The organism is Lactobacillus sp. B4007, assembly GCF_026535895.1.
GTDB classification, from domain to species: Bacteria; Bacillota; Bacilli; order Lactobacillales; family Lactobacillaceae; genus Lactobacillus; species Lactobacillus panisapium.
Window position 1 is genome coordinate 108,537 of record NZ_JAFNPA010000002.1, and the last position, 16,221, is coordinate 124,757.

Here is a 16,221-nt window from a genome sequence, read left to right on the forward strand (position 1 = left end):
AAAATGTTTTTGCAAGATAATGATTCATGGAATGCAGTTTATGATGTGGTTGTAGTTGGTTTTGGTGGTGCTGGGGCAACAGCAGCTCGGTTTGCAGCGGATAACGGGGCCAAGGTTCTTGTAGTCGATAGCGCACCTGAAGGACATGAAGGTGGTAATACCCGTTATTGTGGTCAAATTGTTCAGGCAGGTTATGATTATGATCAATTGAAAAAGTATTACCAACAATTAACTGCCCCTCTTGATTTAGATGAAAAAGTTTTAGATACCTTTATTAAAGGGATGGTGGATTTACCGGCTTATTTTGAAAAATATTTAGGCGGAAAAGCCTTTAGTGTTCGCAAAAATCCGGGAAATAAGAACGTAGCACTTTTGGCATACATGATTGCTGAATACCCCGAATTTGATGGTGCGGAGACAAATGATGATCTCTTAATTCATGACCGAATTTTTGATGCAGCATTGTGGAAGAAACTACGGCAAAATGTACTAGACCGCAGTGATCAGATTTCGGTTTTATATTCAACGCCAGCCAAACACTTAATTCAAAATGAAACTAAAACAATTATTGGTGTTCAAATTGAAAATAATGGTCATTTGTTCAATGTTAAGGCTAAAAATGGTGTGGTTCTAGCATTAGGCGGCTTTGAAAACAATGACCAGATGATTCAAGATTATTTGGGAGAAACGAAACTTTTGCCATACGGCACTCTATATAACAAGGGCGACGGAATTAAGATGGCCATAGAAGTTGGTGCTGATTTGTGGCACATGAATAATTATGAACCAGGCGGTGCCGTTAATATTGCAGCGCCAAAAGGCGAACGTGCTCATAATATCATGGGCTGGAAAGCTTTGTTTGAGGGTTCATTAATTACGGTTGGTGATGACGGTACCCGCTATATTCCTGAAGATGATCCAACCCGTCATGGTCATCGCTATAACCATGGTTTATGGCGAATTCCCCTTGCTCAAATTCATCCGCATTTAATTTTTGATCAAAAGAAATATGACGAATTTTTGGCTGAAGATTTAGATAATTTCCAGCGCGAAGTTTTAAATAAAGTAGTTAAGTCTGACACAATTGCTGATTTAGCAAACGAAATCGGCGTTAAAGAAGAAACCTTACAAAACACACTTGAAACATATAATTTCTTTGTTGACCAAGGTGTTGATTATCAATGTGGTAGAAAGCCAGAAACGATGGCTAAACTTTCCCTGTCTGGCCCATTTTATTCTTTGAAACAGCAGCACACGATGCTTAATACTCAAGGTGGACCAAGACGAAATGAAAAGGCGGAAGTACTTGATACAGACCAGCAGGTATTACCACATTTGTACGCTGCGGGTGAGCTAGGTCATATTGGCGCTAACCAATATAACGGCGGCGGAGATATTGCCGATTGCTTGATTTTTGGCAAGATTGCCGGTGAAAACGCTGCTAAACCAAAGGAAAACGATACTGTGACTGGGGCAAGCGCGCAAGTAAACGAGCAGGTCGATTTGACTTCGTTTCCAGTTCCTCTTGCAGCTGAAAAAGATTATCCAACCAGTAAAAACCAATATATTGGCAAATCAAGTAGCGGAATGGGTAATGAAATAGTTGTCCGGGTAACCGTTGATGAGCAACAAAAACCGGCTAAAATTGAGGTTCTCAAGGAAAGTGAGTCACCTGATTATGGCGGTCAAGCAATTAAGCAGCTTCAAAAACAAATGGTAAAAGATAAGACTGCAAACGTTGATGTTGTATCTGGTGCTACTTCAACAAGTCGGGCATTTAAGGAAGCCGTCAGTGCTGCTTTAAAGCAGGCTAAATAAAATTAAAAGAGGCAAAAAATGGCTAATTTAAAAGACGGAATTTATCATGGCAGCGGTTCTGGCAATCGTGGCGAAGTCAAGGTATCCGTAACTGTAAAAGATAACCAGATTAAGGCAGTTCATGTTGATGATCAAAATGAAACCGAAGGTATTAGCACAGACGCACTTAAAAAGGCACCGGAATTGATAGTGGCTAAGCAGTCTTACAATATTGATGCCGTAACTGGTGCTACGATTAGCTTTCAGGCTGTCGAAAAAGCTGTCAAGAACGCTTTGCTTAAAGCGGGAGATCCTAGCGGGCTTGATCAGAAGGTTGATTTACGAACAGCTAAAAAAGAAGATAATGAAGATTATCGCTATCTTGATCCAGACAAAATCCACTTTGAAAAAGAAACTGAGGTATTAATAATTGGTGCAGGCGCTGCTGGTCTTGCAGCCGCAATTTCTGCTCGGCAAAAGGGCAAGGCGGTTATTTGCCTTGAGTATGCATCAAGCTACATGTTGTCAGATATGACCTTATCAGGCGGTTATTATAATGCAGGTGGCGGTACAAGCTTGCAAAAGGCCCAAGGAATTACGGATTCAAAGGAAAATTGGAATAATTACTTAAAGGCAGTTGGTCAAGGGTATGAAGATCCCGATATGCGTGAAGTAATCGTTGAACACGGTGCTGAAGATTATGAGTGGTTGGCTAATGATGTCGGAGTTAACTTTCAGGAAGTTCAGCAAATCGGTAATGAAGAAGCAATGAAAAAGTATGCTGTTCCGGCAGCCCGTTCACACTTAACTGTTGAAAAAAGTGGCTACGGTCTTTCCAAGCCTTTATTCAAGCGTGCTCAAAAATTAGGTACTGAGTTTATTTTTAATATAACAGCAGAAAGTTTAATTACCAATCAAAATAACCAAGTTATTGGCGTGCATACCAATAAAGGCAATTATCGCGCTCAAAGCGTGATTGTTGCTACTGCCGGTTTTTCGCGTAATAAGGAAATGCTCAAAAGTTTTGCCCCAGATTTTGCAGTAGGAGAATCATATGGCTCAATCAGGCAAATGGGTGATGGAATTCGAATGGGTGCACAAATAGGTGCCAAGTTAAAAGATATGTGGATGCCGATTGCTAATTCAATTGGAACGCAATCTGGTGATAATGTTTGTATTGGACCTTTATGTACTGCTTGGACCAAGCCTTATATTTGGGTTGGTACTGATGCTAAAAGACATTTTCGGGAAGACATGTATTTTGAATTTGCTTCTAAAAAAATTGCCAGTCTGGATCAAGGTTTTGTGTGGTTACTTTTTGATGAGGGAATGGCAAATGAAATGCCGACAGCCTTTTCTGCCCCGGCCGCTTCGCCACATTTGAAACGAGAAGTTGAAGATGGCTATTTTAAAAAGGCAGAAACCATTAAGGCTTTAGCTGAACAGATTGGGTTAGATTCTACCGTTTTGCAGGCAACGATTACTAAGTGGAATAATGATGTTCTTAAAGGGCAAGATACGGAATTTGGCCGTGAAAAAGACCTGACGGCTTTTAAACCACCATATTATGCTGCCAAATTAGCCCCTTCAACTCCAGATATGGCAGGAGGCTTAAGCATCAATCGGAGAGCTGAAGTTTTGGATAATCAAGATAGGCCAATCGCTAATCTATACGCGGCCGGCAGTACTACTGGTGGTTGGCGCGGCATGACTTATCCTGGCTGCGGGATGGGCATTACCAACGCAATTGTTTTTGGTCGTATTGCTGGTGTTAGTGCGGCAAATAATGCAACTAAGAAAGTCGATGCCAGTTCTGGTGCCTCGCAGCACGACTAATAATAAAAGTGGATTCGTCAAGAATCCACTTTTAAGTTAATCATTAATATTTAGTCGGTAAGCTTTTAATCAGCTTTGGTGGGAGTGATTTGTACATTTTTGATCAAGTCTGTATAATTAAAGCAACTAATTTATGAAAGTAGCCGACTATGTATAAAATTATCGTTGAATTATTTTTCTTAGTGATCATTCAAGCAGCAATCACGCCATTTATTCGTAGACTTGCCTTTGTTTTAGGGGCTGTTGATGTTCCTAATAAGCGGCGGGTTAATAAAAAGCCCATGCCCACTCTTGGTGGACTAGGCATTTTTGTTACTTTTAATATCGGGGCGTTTATTTTGCTGCGTGAGCAATTCCCTACACATGAAGCTTTTAGTGTCCTCTTGGGCTCAAGTGTTATTGTGTTGACAGGGATAATTGATGATATTCTCGAACTTAAACCGCGCCAAAAAATGTTTGGTATTTTTATTGGCGCCCTGATTATCTATTTCTTGGCCGGAATTAAGATGAACGTTCTCAATCTCCCGTTTGTAAATAAGCAGATTGATTTAGGCTGGTGGAGTTTACCAATCACGATTTTTTGGATTCTGGCCTTAACTAACGCCGTTGATTTAATTGATGGTCTTGATGGCCTGGCTGATGGTGTATCAATGATTTCGCTTATTACGATGGGGATTGTCGGCTACTTTTTCCTGCATACCAACCAGCTGTATATTCCAATTGGCTGTTTCATGTTAGCTGCCTGTTTGCTCGGTTTTTTGCCGTATAACTTTCATCCAGCCAAGATGTTCTTGGGTGATACTGGGGCACTGTATATTGGTTTTATGATTGCTGTTTTTTCACTTAAAGGGTTAAAAAACGTAACTTTTATCTCAATGCTAGTGCCAGTCACGATTTTAGGTGTACCAATTACTGATACTATTTATGCAATGATTAGGCGTAAACTTAATAATCAACCAGTTTCGCAGGCAGATAAGCACCATTTGCATCACCAACTGATGAAAATGGGGTTAACGCACCGACAGGCCGTTTTAGCAATCTATGCGATTTCGTTAATTTTTTCATTTATTTCCCTGCTGTTTTTATTGTCACCCGTATGGGGAATGTGGCTACTGATAGCAGGATTAGCTTTAGCACTTGAACTATTTGTTGAGTCAATAGGTTTACTGGGAGAAAAATATAAACCTTTGCTAACGTTGATACAAAAAATTATCAGTTCCCGCAGTAAGAAAGATCCAACCGTTGAAGTATGGCACCTGGGACAGGCTAAACCAGAACAATTAAAAAAGAAAAATAAAAAGGACTAATTTAGTCCTTTTTTTAGTGCTCATGATAATGATGGTCGGTAATTTCGATTTCGTTATACCGCTTTTTACCCTTAGTAAAAGTTACTTTGCCCGCAAGTAAGTTGCTTAACTTTTCTTCTAACTCAGCTTGCTCTTGTTCATTAATAAAAAGATGAATTACAACATCTACGCCATAAGTGATTTTTTCAACGTAAATTTGCTCGTTTGTCAAAAAATGATTTACTTCATCAAAGCGATTATAGGCTACATGAAAACTAAGTTCTTGCTGCAATACGCGCTTGACAACGCCGATTGCCTCAGCTCCCTTAGTAACACTGTTAGAGTATGCGCGGATTAATCCACCTGCACCCAGCTTGATGCCACCAAAATAGCGGGTAACTACTACCGTGACATTTTTGAGTTTCATGAGCTGCAATGCTTTTAATTCTGGGAGGCCGGCTGTTCCCGATGGCTCACCATTATCACTGGCTTTCACATGATCGTCGTTTAGTCCGATAGTATATGCAAACGTGTTATGAGTTGCATCGTGGTATTTTTTGCTGACCGCCGCAATTACATTTTCTGCGTCCTCAACTGTTTCAGTGCGGGCTAATGTTGCGATAAAGCGACTTTTCTTAATCACTATTTCATGCCAACCATTTTCTTTGATGGTTAAATAATTTTCTTCTTTGGTCAAAAATTTTTGCCCCCTTTTTGCGTACTTAATAGCGGAGGAGAAAAATAATGAAAAATTTATCAAATCTCGCTGGCCGCCAATGGATTAGCAGTCACAAGGATTTTAGCATAATTGCGGGATTAACCAAAACCAGTGCAATCAGTGACGGTCACTGTAACCGTTGTGGAGCAAAAGTTTACGCCCATTTGCCTAATAAAAAACGATATTGCCGTGAATGCATTGGAATTGGGCGAATAGTCGAGGGGGATTTTTTAATACGTTATCAAAATGAGGTGAGTTTTCCGACAAGAAAAAATGGTGGCTTAACCTGGACCGGCAAATTAACTGGGGCACAAGCAAAAATTGCGCATAACTTAGTAACAAATTTTCGGTCAAAACAGGACACCTTAGTTCATGCAGTTACAGGGGCAGGAAAAACCGAAATGCTTTTTCCGGTAATTGCTGAATGTATTGCGCAGAAAATGCGCTGCTGTATCGCAACACCACGCATTGATGTTGTCAATGAGCTCTTTCCACGTTTTCAGGCAGCTTTTAGCGAAATTGAGATTGGCAAATATCATGGTCAAGAATTTAAGCAGCCTGGACTAGAGCAATTGACAATTTGTACTACGCATCAACTGCTTAAGTTTTATCATGCTTTTGCTTTATTAGTGATTGATGAGGCAGATTCCTTTCCCTACGTTGAAAATCGCCAGCTTCATTTTGCTGCTAAAAATGCTGTTAAGAACAACGGCATGCGTGTTTATTTGACGGCAACGCCAACTGCTGACTTGTTAAGTGAAGCAAAAGCCGGCAAGATTGACATTTTGCGTTTAAACAGGCGATTTCATGGTGGCCTTTTACCTGTGCCAAGAGAACAGTTATTTTTAAAGCCGTTTTTAGCACATGGCAAAATTCATCCCAAACTGTTAAAAGCAATTATTACTGCGCTTAAAAAGGGCCATCCTTTACTATTATTTGTTCCACGAATTGATCAGATACCCGATTACATAGCCGCCCTGAAAAAAGTAAAAATAATTAATCAGGTAAAGATGGCGGGCGTCTGGGCCCAAGATAGGAATCGCTTGCGTAAAGTGCAGATGTTTCGAGACGGCGAATTACAACTGCTCGTGACGACAACGATTTTGGAAAGAGGCGTAACGTTTAAACATGTCTGGGTAATTATTGTTCAGGCTGACGATCAAATTTATACTGCGGCTAGTTTGGTTCAAATCGCGGGTCGAGTTGGTCGGGCGCAAGACGATACTACTGGGTTAGTTTTGTTTTGCTACCGCAAATATACCAAAAATATTCGGGAAGCTAAGAACCAAATTGAGGCGATGAATAAATGAGAAGATGTCTGCTTTGTGGGCAAAAGTTTGCTGCCCAGCTTTCTTTGCGTGAGCTTTTCCTATTATCTAAAAAGCCTGAGCAAGTTATTTGCTTTCATTGCCTGAGCAAGTTTGTGCAGCTAAAAAGTTTGCGTTGTCAAATTTGCTCCAAAGAATTAGATTCAGGTCAAATCTGCTCAGATTGCGAAGCCTGGAAGAGAAAATACACAGGAAACTTGCTTAGAAATTATGCCGTTTTTAAGTATAATGATGCCTTTCACGAGTTGATGGTGAATTATAAACGTTATGGCGATTATATTTTAAGAAAGGTCTTACAAGAATTATGTTGGCAGGAATTGGGAAAGCACCGAGCAGATTTTTACGTACCAATTCCGACGGCACCAGAACATATACAACAGCGGCAATTTGATACAATCAGTGCAATTTTTGCCGATTTAGTTCCATTGACGACAGTTTTAGGTAAAAAAAGTGGAGTAAAGGCTCAGGGGGAAAAGACGCGTAAGGAGCGCTTATTGAGTAAACAGAGTTTTTTTGTACTAGAAAATACTAATATTAATTTTAATTTTAAAAAAGTTTTACTTTTAGATGATATTTACACAACTGGCAGGACGCTTTATCATGCTCGAAATGCTCTGTTAACGGCTTTCCCTCAAGCTAAAATAGCAAGCTTTTCGATTTGTAGGTAGAATAATGTTGTTCAGCGCTTTCAAGTTTTGTTATAATGTAAATAAGAAAAGACTGCAGGGTGCAGTTGAAAGGAGAATCTCATATGTTAAAGTATAATGTTCGTGGTGAAAATATTGAGGTAACTGATGCTTTAAGAAGTTACGTTGAAAAACGCCTGAAGAAATTAGAAAAGTATTTCGACTTGAATCAAGATATAATCGCCCATGTAAACCTGAAGGTTTATCGTGATCGGACTGCTAAAGTTGAAGTTACTATTCCACTTCCATACTTAGTATTGAGAGCAGAAGAAACAACTGATGATATGTACCGCAGTATCGACTTTGTTTCTGAAAAATTAGAAAGACAAATAAGAAAATATAAGACCCGGGTTAACCGTAAGAGTCGTGAAAAAGGAATTAGTGATTTCTTTGTTGAAAGTTCTGAAGAAGAGACTAAAGATAAAGAAACAAGTGAATTCACGATTGTTCGTAACAAGCAAATTGGTTTGAAACCAATGAGTCCTGAAGAAGCTATTTTACAAATGAACATGCTAGAGCATGATTTCTTCGTATTTCAGGATGCTGAAACAAATGGTACTAGTGTTGTCTATCGCAGAAATGATGGTCGTTACGGCTTAATTGAAACAAAATAAATAACTGCTATTTAAGTGAGGACCTCACATTTAGTGTGAGGTCTTTGTTTTGTTTATTTTTAATTTAGGGTCAATCATGGTAAAATTATCATGTGTTTTTATACTTAAGTACATATAAGGATCGATTAAATGGTAAACATTTTAAAGAAACTATACAATAACGATAAAAGAGAACTAAAAAAATTCGAAAAGATTGCTAATAAGGTAGAAAGTCATGCTGACGAATATGCCGAACTTTCTGACGAAGACTTGCAGGCAAAGACACCTGAATTTCGTGAACGCCTTGAAAAGGGTGAATCATTAGATTCATTAATACCTGAAGCTTTTGCCGTTGCACGTGAAGGTGCAAAACGGGTATTAGGTCTGTATCCATTCCACGTTCAAATTCTGGGTGGGATTGCCTTGCATTATGGTAATATCGCTGAAATGATGACCGGTGAAGGTAAGACTTTAACCGCGACAATGCCCGTTTATTTAAACGCGTTAACTGGTAAGGGTGTTCACGTTGTAACTGTCAACGAATACTTGTCTAGCCGTGATGAAGAAGAAATGGGTCAGTTATATCGCTGGCTTGGTTTAACTACTGGCTTAAACCTTAATGCTATGTCACCTGATGAAAAACGTGAAGCTTATGAATGTGATATTACTTACTCAACTAACTCAGAATTAGGCTTTGACTATTTGCGTGACAACATGGTCGTTTATAAAGAGCAAATGGTTCAGCGTGAACTTAATTACGCTATTATCGATGAGGTCGATTCGATTTTAATTGATGAGGCCAGAACGCCTTTGATTATTTCTGGTGAAGCTGAACAAGCAAATGGCGATTACATTAGAGCAGACAGATTTGTAAAGACACTCCAAGAAGATAAGAGTGATGATGATGTCGAAGACGAAGAAGATCATGGCGATTACAAGATTGATTGGCCGACGAAAACTATTTCTTTGACCAGAACGGGAATTCAAAAAGCTTGTGATCACTTTGGCTTAAGAAACCTTTATGATGTGGAAAACCAAAAATTGGTTCACCATATTGACCAGGCTTTGCGGGCTAACTACATCATGCTTAAGGATATTGATTACGTTGTCCAAGATGGTGAAGTATTGATCGTTGATTCATTTACTGGACGGGTAATGAAGGGACGTCGCTATTCTGATGGACTTCACCAAGCAATTGAAGCTAAAGAAAATGTGAAAATTCAGGAAGAATCAAAGACACAAGCGACGATTACTTACCAGAACCTCTTTAGAATGTATAAAAAGCTTGCAGGAATGACCGGTACCGCTAAGACTGAAGAAGAAGAATTTCGTGAAATCTACAATATGCAGGTAATTACGATTCCAACTAACCGTCCTGTAATCAGAAAAGACCGTTCGGATATTTTATATCCAACTTTATCTTCAAAATTTGCAGCAGTTGTAGATGAAATTAGAGAACGTCATGCAAAAGGCCAACCTGTTTTAGTTGGTACTGTTGCCGTCGAAAGTTCAGAACGCCTAAGTAATCTTTTGGATAAAGAAGGCATTCCACATGCAGTTCTTAATGCCAAAAACCATGCTAAGGAAGCTCAAATTATTATGAATGCCGGACAACGTGGTGCGGTCACAATCGCAACTAACATGGCTGGTCGTGGTACTGATATTAAATTGGGGCCTGGAGTAAAAGAACTGGGTGGACTTGCAGTAATTGGTACTGAAAGACATGAATCGCGAAGAATTGATAATCAGCTGCGTGGCCGGTCCGGTCGACAAGGTGATCCGGGTGAAACCAGATTTTACCTGTCACTTGAAGATGATTTGATGAAACGCTTTGGTGGCGAGCGCGTAAAAGATTTCTTGGACCGCTTATCGGATAATGATGATGATAAAGTGATCGAGAGTCGTTTAATTACTCGTCAGGTTGAGTCTGCTCAAAAACGTGTTGAAGGTAACAACTATGATACGCGTAAGCAAACTTTACAATATGATGATGTTATGCGTATTCAGCGTGAAATTATTTACGGTGAACGGATGCAAGTTATCGAAGAGGAAAACTCGCTTAAAGATGTTCTGATTCCAATGATTCGTCGTACAATTAATAGTCAAGTGGACATGTTTACTCAAGGTGACCGTAGTAAGTGGCGCTTAGATTCATTGCGTGACTTTATTAGCTCAAGTATTCTTTCTGAAGAGCAAACAGAAGAAATTGACTTCAAGACAATCACTGTCCCTGAATTAAAAGAAAAATTATACAATGAAGTTGAAGCTAACTATCAGGAAAAGGCCGACGTTTTAGCAGACCAAGCGCAAATGTTGGAATTTGAAAAGGTAGTTATCCTTCGGGTGGTTGATGAACACTGGACTGATCATATTGATGCGATGGATCAATTACGGCAATCGATTAGTTTACGTGGATATGGTCAACTTAATCCTTTGGTTGAATATCAAGATTCTGGCTACAATATGTTTGAAGAAATGGTCTCGAATATTGAGTTTGATGTGACTCGGTTATTCATGAAAGCTGAAATCAGACAAAATCTTAGTCGTTAACAGGTAAGGTTGAAGAGAAAGCAGCTGCTTTCTCTTTTTTTACTTTTGCTTAATTGAGAGATTTAGGAGAGATTTAAAATAAATGGAAATTAGTGAAATTCAAAATCAATTAGATGAATTAAAAAAGCGGTTAGACCACTTTAGGGGGTCTCTTTGACTTAGATTCGATTGACGAAACAATTGCTGTCAATGAAAGCAAGATGCAGGAACCTTCATTTTGGGATAATCAGGACAAGGCGCAGCAGTTAATCAGCGCAACTAACTTATTAAAAGAAAAGCGTGATTCATTTTTAAGCTTGCAGGAAAACTACCAAAATGAAATTACTGCCTTGGAATTATTGCGTGAAGAACCTGATTCTGAATTGCAAAAAGAAGTTGAAACTGACTTGGAATCCCTACAAGAAGATTTTCATAATTATGAAATGGATCTTCTTTTGGCAGGAAAATATGATGGTCATAATGCACTGCTTGAAATTCACCCAGGAGCTGGTGGGACAGAAGCAATGGACTGGGGCCAAATGCTATTACGAATGTATCAACGATATGCGGATAGCAGAGGATTTAAATTTGAAATTAATAACTATGAGCCTGGTGAAGAAGCCGGTCTTAAAAGTGTTAGTGTCAGAGTCAGTGGTAAGAATGCCTATGGCTTGCTTAAATCTGAAAACGGGGTTCATCGGCTAGTTCGTATTTCGCCGTTTGATTCTGCTAAGAGAAGACATACGTCTTTTGCATCTGTCGAAGTTATTCCGGAAATTGACGATAGCATTAAAATTGATATTAATCCTAAAGATTTACGGATAGATGTTTATCGGTCTAGCGGTGCAGGTGGTCAGCACATCAATAAAACGTCAAGTGCGGTTCGAATAACACACCTGCCGACCGGATTTGTAACGACTTCGCAGGCACAGCGTTCACAAATTCAAAACCGTGAGACGGCAATGAATGAACTTCGCGCAAAGTTATTTCATTTAGAAGAGGAGAAAAAGCGGCAACATAAGCAAGAACTTAAGGGTGACCAAAAGGAGATAGGCTGGGGTTCACAAATTAGATCCTATGTTTTTCATCCTTATAATTTGGTTAAAGATTTACGAACAGGCTATGAAACTTCGGATACAAGTGGTGTAATGGATGGGAAATTGCAACCATTTGTTTATGCATACTTGCAATGGTTGCTTAGTCAAGATAACCCAGAGTAGGTGAAAAAATGAGTTTTTGGGGAATTGTTGGTATTGTCTTAGTGGCAGTGATAATTCTATGCGTGATTTTTGCTTTCTTTCATCTTTTATTTATCCTTTTGCCTGCAATTATAGTTATTGCGGGGATACTTTGGCTGATTAATCATTTTACGAAAAAAGATGATGACCAGCCTCACGGTCCCGACTTTGATAACTGGAATGATTGGTCTGGCAATTCTCAGCAACCAAATGGCCGGCCTAAAAGAAAAAAGGTCCGCAATGCGCATACTAAAGATGTTGATAAATAAGCTAAGAGGAGTGCAAAATGGCTAATGCAGTTAAGTTAAAGAATTTAATTCGCGATAATAAAATTGCGTATGTTGTTAAAGGAAATCAATATATTGATGACCGTGCAATTATGGTTTCTGATATTTATCGGCCAGGACTGGAACTGACAGGATATTTTGATTTTTATCCTAAAGAAAGAATCCAACTTTTGGGCCGAACTGAAATTTCATATGCTGCAAGGCTTGATCATGAAAGTTTAGTTAATGTCTTTAAGCGGCTATGTACTCCCGAGACGCCGTGTTTCTTTATTTCACGTTCTCTTCCAATTCCGAAAGAATTAATTGAAGCAGCCGATAATGCGGGAATTCCCATTTTATCTTCAACAGAATCAACCACTTATGTTTCAAGTGTGTTAACTGAATATTTGCGTGAGCGGTTGGCAGTTAGAGACACAATTCATGGTGTCTTGGTTGAAGTAAAGGGGTTAGGCGTTTTGCTCACTGGCGATTCAGGCGTTGGAAAGTCTGAAACGGCTTTAGGTTTAATTCACCGCGGGCATCGCCTAATTGCAGATGACCGAGTAGATGTTTATCAAAAAGATGTGGAAACTGTCGTTGGTGAAGCACCCCAAATTTTAAAGCATTTAATGGAAATTCGGGGAATCGGAATTATTGATGTCATGGATTTATTCGGTGTTGGCGCAGTTAAAAATCGTGAAACTATCCAGTTAGTCATCAAGCTCGTTAATTGGGACAATAAGGTCAATTATGATCGTCTTGGCTTTGAGGAAAGCAAACGCGAGATCTGTAATGTTGAGGTACCGCAAATTACGATTCCAGTTAAAGTTGGTCGGAATATGGAAGACATAATTGAAATTGCTACTATGAACTTTCGTGCTAAACGGATTGGCTACAATGCAACAACAACTTTTGACAATAATTTAACTGCTTTAATTGCTCAGAATTCAAAAGATAATTCAACCAAAAAAGCAAAGGATGCGGATAAATGATCGGAACAATCAGCCCGATAGCCTTTAACTTGGGCGGTTTAAGTGTAAAATGGTACGGCGTAATCATGGCAGCAGCGATAATTTTAGCTGTTTCGATGGCCATGATAGAAGGAAAAAAACGGCAGATTGAAAGTGACGATTTCTTAGACCTGCTTTTATGGGCCGTTCCACTTGGCTATGTTGGGGCCCGTTTGTATTACGTAATTTTTGAATGGGGTTATTATGCTAAACACCCTGATCAAATTATTGCGATTTGGAATGGTGGTATTGCAATCTATGGCGGCTTGCTGGCGGGCTTGTTAGTTTTACTGGTTTTTTGCTATAAAAGAATGTTGCCGCCTTTCTTAATGCTTGATGTTATTACCCCTGGCGTGATGGCAGCCCAAATTTTAGGTCGCTGGGGCAACTTTTTTAATCAGGAGGCCCATGGTGGTCCAACAACCTTGCATTTCTTGCAAAGTTTGCACTTACCTAGCTTTATTATTGAGCAAATGAAAATTGGTGGAGTTTATTATCAGCCTACCTTTTTATACGAATCGTTTTTCAATTTAATTGGGTTAATCTTGATTTTAGCTTTACGACACAGAAAGCATTTGTTCAAACAGGGTGAAGTTTTTATGCTTTACCTAGGTTGGTACTCAGTTGTGCGCTTTTTTGTTGAGGGGTTAAGGACAGACAGCCTTTACCTGACGGCAGGAATTAGAGTTTCACAATTGCTTAGTTTGATTTTGCTAATCGTGATTGTTGCACTTTTTATTTATCGGCGCAAAGTTGTCAAGCCAAAGTGGTATCTTGATGGTAGTGGATTGAAATTTCCGTATTCAAGAGATTAATAAAAATATATTTAAAAGAAAGTCTGGAAGAAAAATGACAAAAATTGCAGTTTTAGGTGCTGGTTCATGGGGCACGGTTTTAGGTTCAATGTTAGCTGACAAGGGTAATGATGTAATTCTTTATGGCAACAACGAAGCTGTTAATCAAGAAATTAATGAGCATCATACTAACGAGCACTACATGAAAGACTGGCAGGTCAATGAAACCGTTACTGCTACAGAAGATTTGAATAAAGCCTTAGAAAATGCGGAAGTGGTTCTTTTCGTTTTGCCAACGCAAGCGGTTCGAATCGTAGCTAAACAGGCAGGTCAGATTTTAGCTAAAAGTGGACGTAAGCCACTTATTGTTACTGCTACTAAAGGAATTGAACCAGGCTCTAAAAAATTGATTTCGGAAATTCTAACTGAAGAAATATATCCTGAAGATGAAGACCTTATCGTTGCTATTTCAGGTCCAAGCCATGCTGAAAGCGTAGCTCAAAAAGACTTAACGGCAATTTCATGTGCTTCAACAAGTAAGAAAAATGCTGAAAAAGTCCAAGAAATGTTGTCAAATGATTATTTCCGTTTGTACACTAATAGCGATTTGATTGGTGTTGAAGTTGCTGGGGCCGTTAAGAACATTATCGCAATCGCTGCTGGAATTTTGGTTGGTAAAAAATACGGTGACGATGCTAAAGCAGCTTTAATGACTAGAGGCTTGGCAGAAATTACCCGTTTGGGAGTTAATTATTTTGGTGCTGATCCGATGACTTTTAGTGGGTTATCCGGAATCGGCGACTTAATTGTTACTTGTACATCTGTTAATTCACGTAATTGGCGCTGCGGTAAACAACTGGGTGAGGGCAAGTCACTTGATTATGTCTTGCAAAATATGGGACAAGTAGTTGAAGGTGCAACGACCGTTAAGGCAGTTCATGAACTTTGTGAAGAAAAACAGATTGATATGCCAATTAGTGAAGCTATTTACCGTGTTTTATATGAAAATTCCAACGTTGATGACGAAATTAAGCAAATGATGGGCAGAAGTCCAAAACAGGAAATTAGACTTTAGTCCATTTCCATTGTAAGATTTACTTACGAAAAATAAGTTTTTTAAGGTGGAAATATGACAAAGAAATATGATGTAATTGTTATTGGAGCAGGTCCTGGCGGATTAACGGCAGCGTTATACGCTTCACGGGCTAATTTATCGGTTTTAATTTTAGATCGCGGCCTTTATGGTGGTCAGATGAATAATACTGATGCGATTGATAATTATCCTGGTTTTAGCGAGGTTAAGGGGCCTGAATTAGGCGAAAAAATGTATAATTCGACGATGAAATTTGGCGCCGAATTTGAATATGGTGATGTTCAATCTGTTACTCTTGAAGGCAATGAAAAGATTGTTAAGACAGATACGGCTGAATATTCAACGCAAGCTTTAATTATTGCCACTGGTGCTGATCATCGTCACCTAAACGTTCCCGGGGAAGAGGAATATTCTGGTAAAGGCGTTTCCTATTGTGCCGTTTGTGATGCCGCCTTTTTCAAAAATGAGGACATTGCAGTTATTGGTGGTGGTGATTCCGCGATTGAAGAGGGAATTTACCTTGCCCAGAGCGCAAAATCTGTTACAGTTATTCATCGTAGAGATCAATTGCGCGCACAACCGACTTTGCAAAAACGCGCTTTTGCCAATGATAAAATTCATTTCATTTGGAATGGCATTACGGAATCGATCGATGGTGATGGCAACCGCGTAACTGGTGTAACTTATCGTGATAAGGTTTCAGGCGAAGAAAAGAAACTAGCAACTCACGGCGTTTTCATTTACGTTGGCGTTATTCCGCAAACAGCACCATTTAAAAATTTGGGTGTAACTGATGAAAATGGTTGGATTCCAACAGATGAACATATGAGAACCAAGGTTGCCGGCATTTTTGCATTAGGTGACGTTAGAGCAAAAGACTTACGCCAAATCGCTAATGCTGTTGGTGATGGTAGTATTGCTGGTCAAGAAGCATACAACTATTTACAGAGTTTAAATGATTAATGTTAAAAAGAAGAATTCAGTTAGTTGGATTCTTTTTTATTTTATGCAGAAAGCATAATTGATAAATGCTAGAATATAGATTAT

Annotated in this window: 14 protein-coding genes; 13 read left to right on the plus strand and 1 reads right to left on the minus strand. The window is 39.2% G+C overall.

All coding sequences use genetic code 11. The annotated features are described in order from the left end of the window. Positions 1–3 precede the first annotated feature (3 nt). The 3 genes from J3U54_RS03765 (at position 4) to J3U54_RS03775 (ending at position 4,940) form a co-directional block, all read left to right on the plus strand. Entirely contained in the window at positions 4–1,818 is a 1,815-nt protein-coding gene (locus J3U54_RS03765; protein ID WP_267385142.1) for an FAD-dependent oxidoreductase, read from the plus strand. Between the two features lie 18 nt (positions 1,819–1,836). Continuing rightward, a complete protein-coding gene (locus J3U54_RS03770; RefSeq protein WP_103752105.1) occupies positions 1,837–3,633 on the plus strand; it encodes an FAD-dependent oxidoreductase in 1,797 nt (598 codons plus the stop codon). A gap of 149 nt (positions 3,634–3,782) precedes the next feature. Beyond that, positions 3,783–4,940, plus strand: a complete 1,158-nt coding sequence (locus tag J3U54_RS03775; RefSeq protein WP_103752106.1) for a glycosyltransferase family 4 protein — start codon at positions 3,783–3,785, stop codon at positions 4,938–4,940. A 13-nt stretch (positions 4,941–4,953) separates the two neighbouring features. Here J3U54_RS03775 and J3U54_RS03780 read toward each other — a convergent pair whose 3' ends face one another. Continuing rightward, positions 4,954–5,616 (minus strand): YigZ family protein, encoded by a 663-nt coding sequence (locus J3U54_RS03780; protein WP_267385149.1) that lies wholly within the window; start codon positions 5,614–5,616, stop codon positions 4,954–4,956. 47 nt (positions 5,617–5,663) lie between these two features. Here J3U54_RS03780 and J3U54_RS03785 point away from each other — a divergent pair, with 47 nt between their 5' ends. The 10 genes from J3U54_RS03785 (at position 5,664) to trxB (ending at position 16,137) form a co-directional block, all read left to right on the plus strand. After that, positions 5,664–6,947 (plus strand): DEAD/DEAH box helicase, encoded by a 1,284-nt coding sequence (locus J3U54_RS03785; RefSeq protein ID WP_267385150.1) that lies wholly within the window; start codon positions 5,664–5,666, stop codon positions 6,945–6,947. Next, a complete protein-coding gene (locus J3U54_RS03790; RefSeq protein ID WP_267385151.1) occupies positions 6,944–7,633 on the plus strand; it encodes a ComF family protein in 690 nt (229 codons plus the stop codon). The genes J3U54_RS03785 and J3U54_RS03790 overlap by 4 nt, the downstream gene beginning before the upstream one ends. Positions 7,634–7,716: 83 nt before the next feature. Beyond that, a complete protein-coding gene (gene hpf, locus J3U54_RS03795) occupies positions 7,717–8,265 on the plus strand; it encodes a ribosome hibernation-promoting factor, HPF/YfiA family (protein ID WP_103752110.1) in 549 nt (182 codons plus the stop codon). Between the two features lie 129 nt (positions 8,266–8,394). After that, on the plus strand, positions 8,395–10,794 hold the full coding sequence (gene secA, locus J3U54_RS03800; RefSeq protein ID WP_220232923.1) for a preprotein translocase subunit SecA: 2,400 nt from the start codon (positions 8,395–8,397) through the stop codon (positions 10,792–10,794). Between the two features lie 82 nt (positions 10,795–10,876). Continuing rightward, a protein-coding gene (gene prfB / locus J3U54_RS03805) for a peptide chain release factor 2 (RefSeq protein WP_164715365.1) occupies positions 10,877–11,993 on the plus strand; the annotation gives its coding sequence in 2 pieces (ribosomal slippage) (positions 10,877–10,948 and positions 10,950–11,993; 1,116 coding nt in all). An 8-nt stretch (positions 11,994–12,001) separates the two neighbouring features. Then, positions 12,002–12,280, plus strand: a complete 279-nt coding sequence (locus J3U54_RS03810; RefSeq protein WP_103752113.1) for a hypothetical protein — start codon at positions 12,002–12,004, stop codon at positions 12,278–12,280. Positions 12,281–12,297: 17 nt separating this feature from the next. Beyond that, positions 12,298–13,269: an HPr(Ser) kinase/phosphatase gene (gene hprK / locus J3U54_RS03815; RefSeq protein WP_267385153.1), complete on the plus strand. Its 972-nt coding sequence runs from the start codon at positions 12,298–12,300 to the stop codon at positions 13,267–13,269. Further along, positions 13,266–14,102: a prolipoprotein diacylglyceryl transferase gene (gene lgt, locus J3U54_RS03820; RefSeq protein WP_103752115.1), complete on the plus strand. Its 837-nt coding sequence runs from the start codon at positions 13,266–13,268 to the stop codon at positions 14,100–14,102. The genes hprK and lgt overlap by 4 nt, the downstream gene beginning before the upstream one ends. 34 nt (positions 14,103–14,136) lie before the next feature. Next, entirely contained in the window at positions 14,137–15,156 is a 1,020-nt protein-coding gene (locus J3U54_RS03825) for an NAD(P)H-dependent glycerol-3-phosphate dehydrogenase (RefSeq protein ID WP_267385155.1), read from the plus strand. Positions 15,157–15,210: 54 nt separating this feature from the next. Then, positions 15,211–16,137, plus strand: coding sequence for a thioredoxin-disulfide reductase (gene trxB, locus J3U54_RS03830; protein ID WP_103752117.1), 927 nt, complete (start codon positions 15,211–15,213; stop codon positions 16,135–16,137). The last annotated feature ends 84 nt before the right edge of the window (positions 16,138–16,221 follow it).

Bases quoted from the DNA above. Each gene is read 5' to 3' on its own strand.
- J3U54_RS03765 (WP_267385142.1), top strand. From the start codon at position 4: ATGTTTTTGCAAGATAATGATTCATGGAATGCAGTTTATGATGTGGTT.
- J3U54_RS03770 (WP_103752105.1), top strand. From the start codon at position 1,837: ATGGCTAATTTAAAAGACGGAATTTATCATGGCAGCGGTTCTGGCAAT.
- J3U54_RS03775 (WP_103752106.1), top strand. From the start codon at position 3,783: ATGTATAAAATTATCGTTGAATTATTTTTCTTAGTGATCATTCAAGCA.
- J3U54_RS03785 (WP_267385150.1), top strand. From the start codon at position 5,664: ATGAAAAATTTATCAAATCTCGCTGGCCGCCAATGGATTAGCAGTCAC.
- J3U54_RS03790 (WP_267385151.1), top strand. From the start codon at position 6,944: ATGAGAAGATGTCTGCTTTGTGGGCAAAAGTTTGCTGCCCAGCTTTCT.
- hpf (WP_103752110.1), top strand. From the start codon at position 7,717: ATGTTAAAGTATAATGTTCGTGGTGAAAATATTGAGGTAACTGATGCT.
- secA (WP_220232923.1), top strand. From the start codon at position 8,395: ATGGTAAACATTTTAAAGAAACTATACAATAACGATAAAAGAGAACTA.
- J3U54_RS03810 (WP_103752113.1), top strand. From the start codon at position 12,002: ATGAGTTTTTGGGGAATTGTTGGTATTGTCTTAGTGGCAGTGATAATT.
- hprK (WP_267385153.1), top strand. From the start codon at position 12,298: ATGGCTAATGCAGTTAAGTTAAAGAATTTAATTCGCGATAATAAAATT.
- lgt (WP_103752115.1), top strand. From the start codon at position 13,266: ATGATCGGAACAATCAGCCCGATAGCCTTTAACTTGGGCGGTTTAAGT.
- J3U54_RS03825 (WP_267385155.1), top strand. From the start codon at position 14,137: ATGACAAAAATTGCAGTTTTAGGTGCTGGTTCATGGGGCACGGTTTTA.
- trxB (WP_103752117.1), top strand. From the start codon at position 15,211: ATGACAAAGAAATATGATGTAATTGTTATTGGAGCAGGTCCTGGCGGA.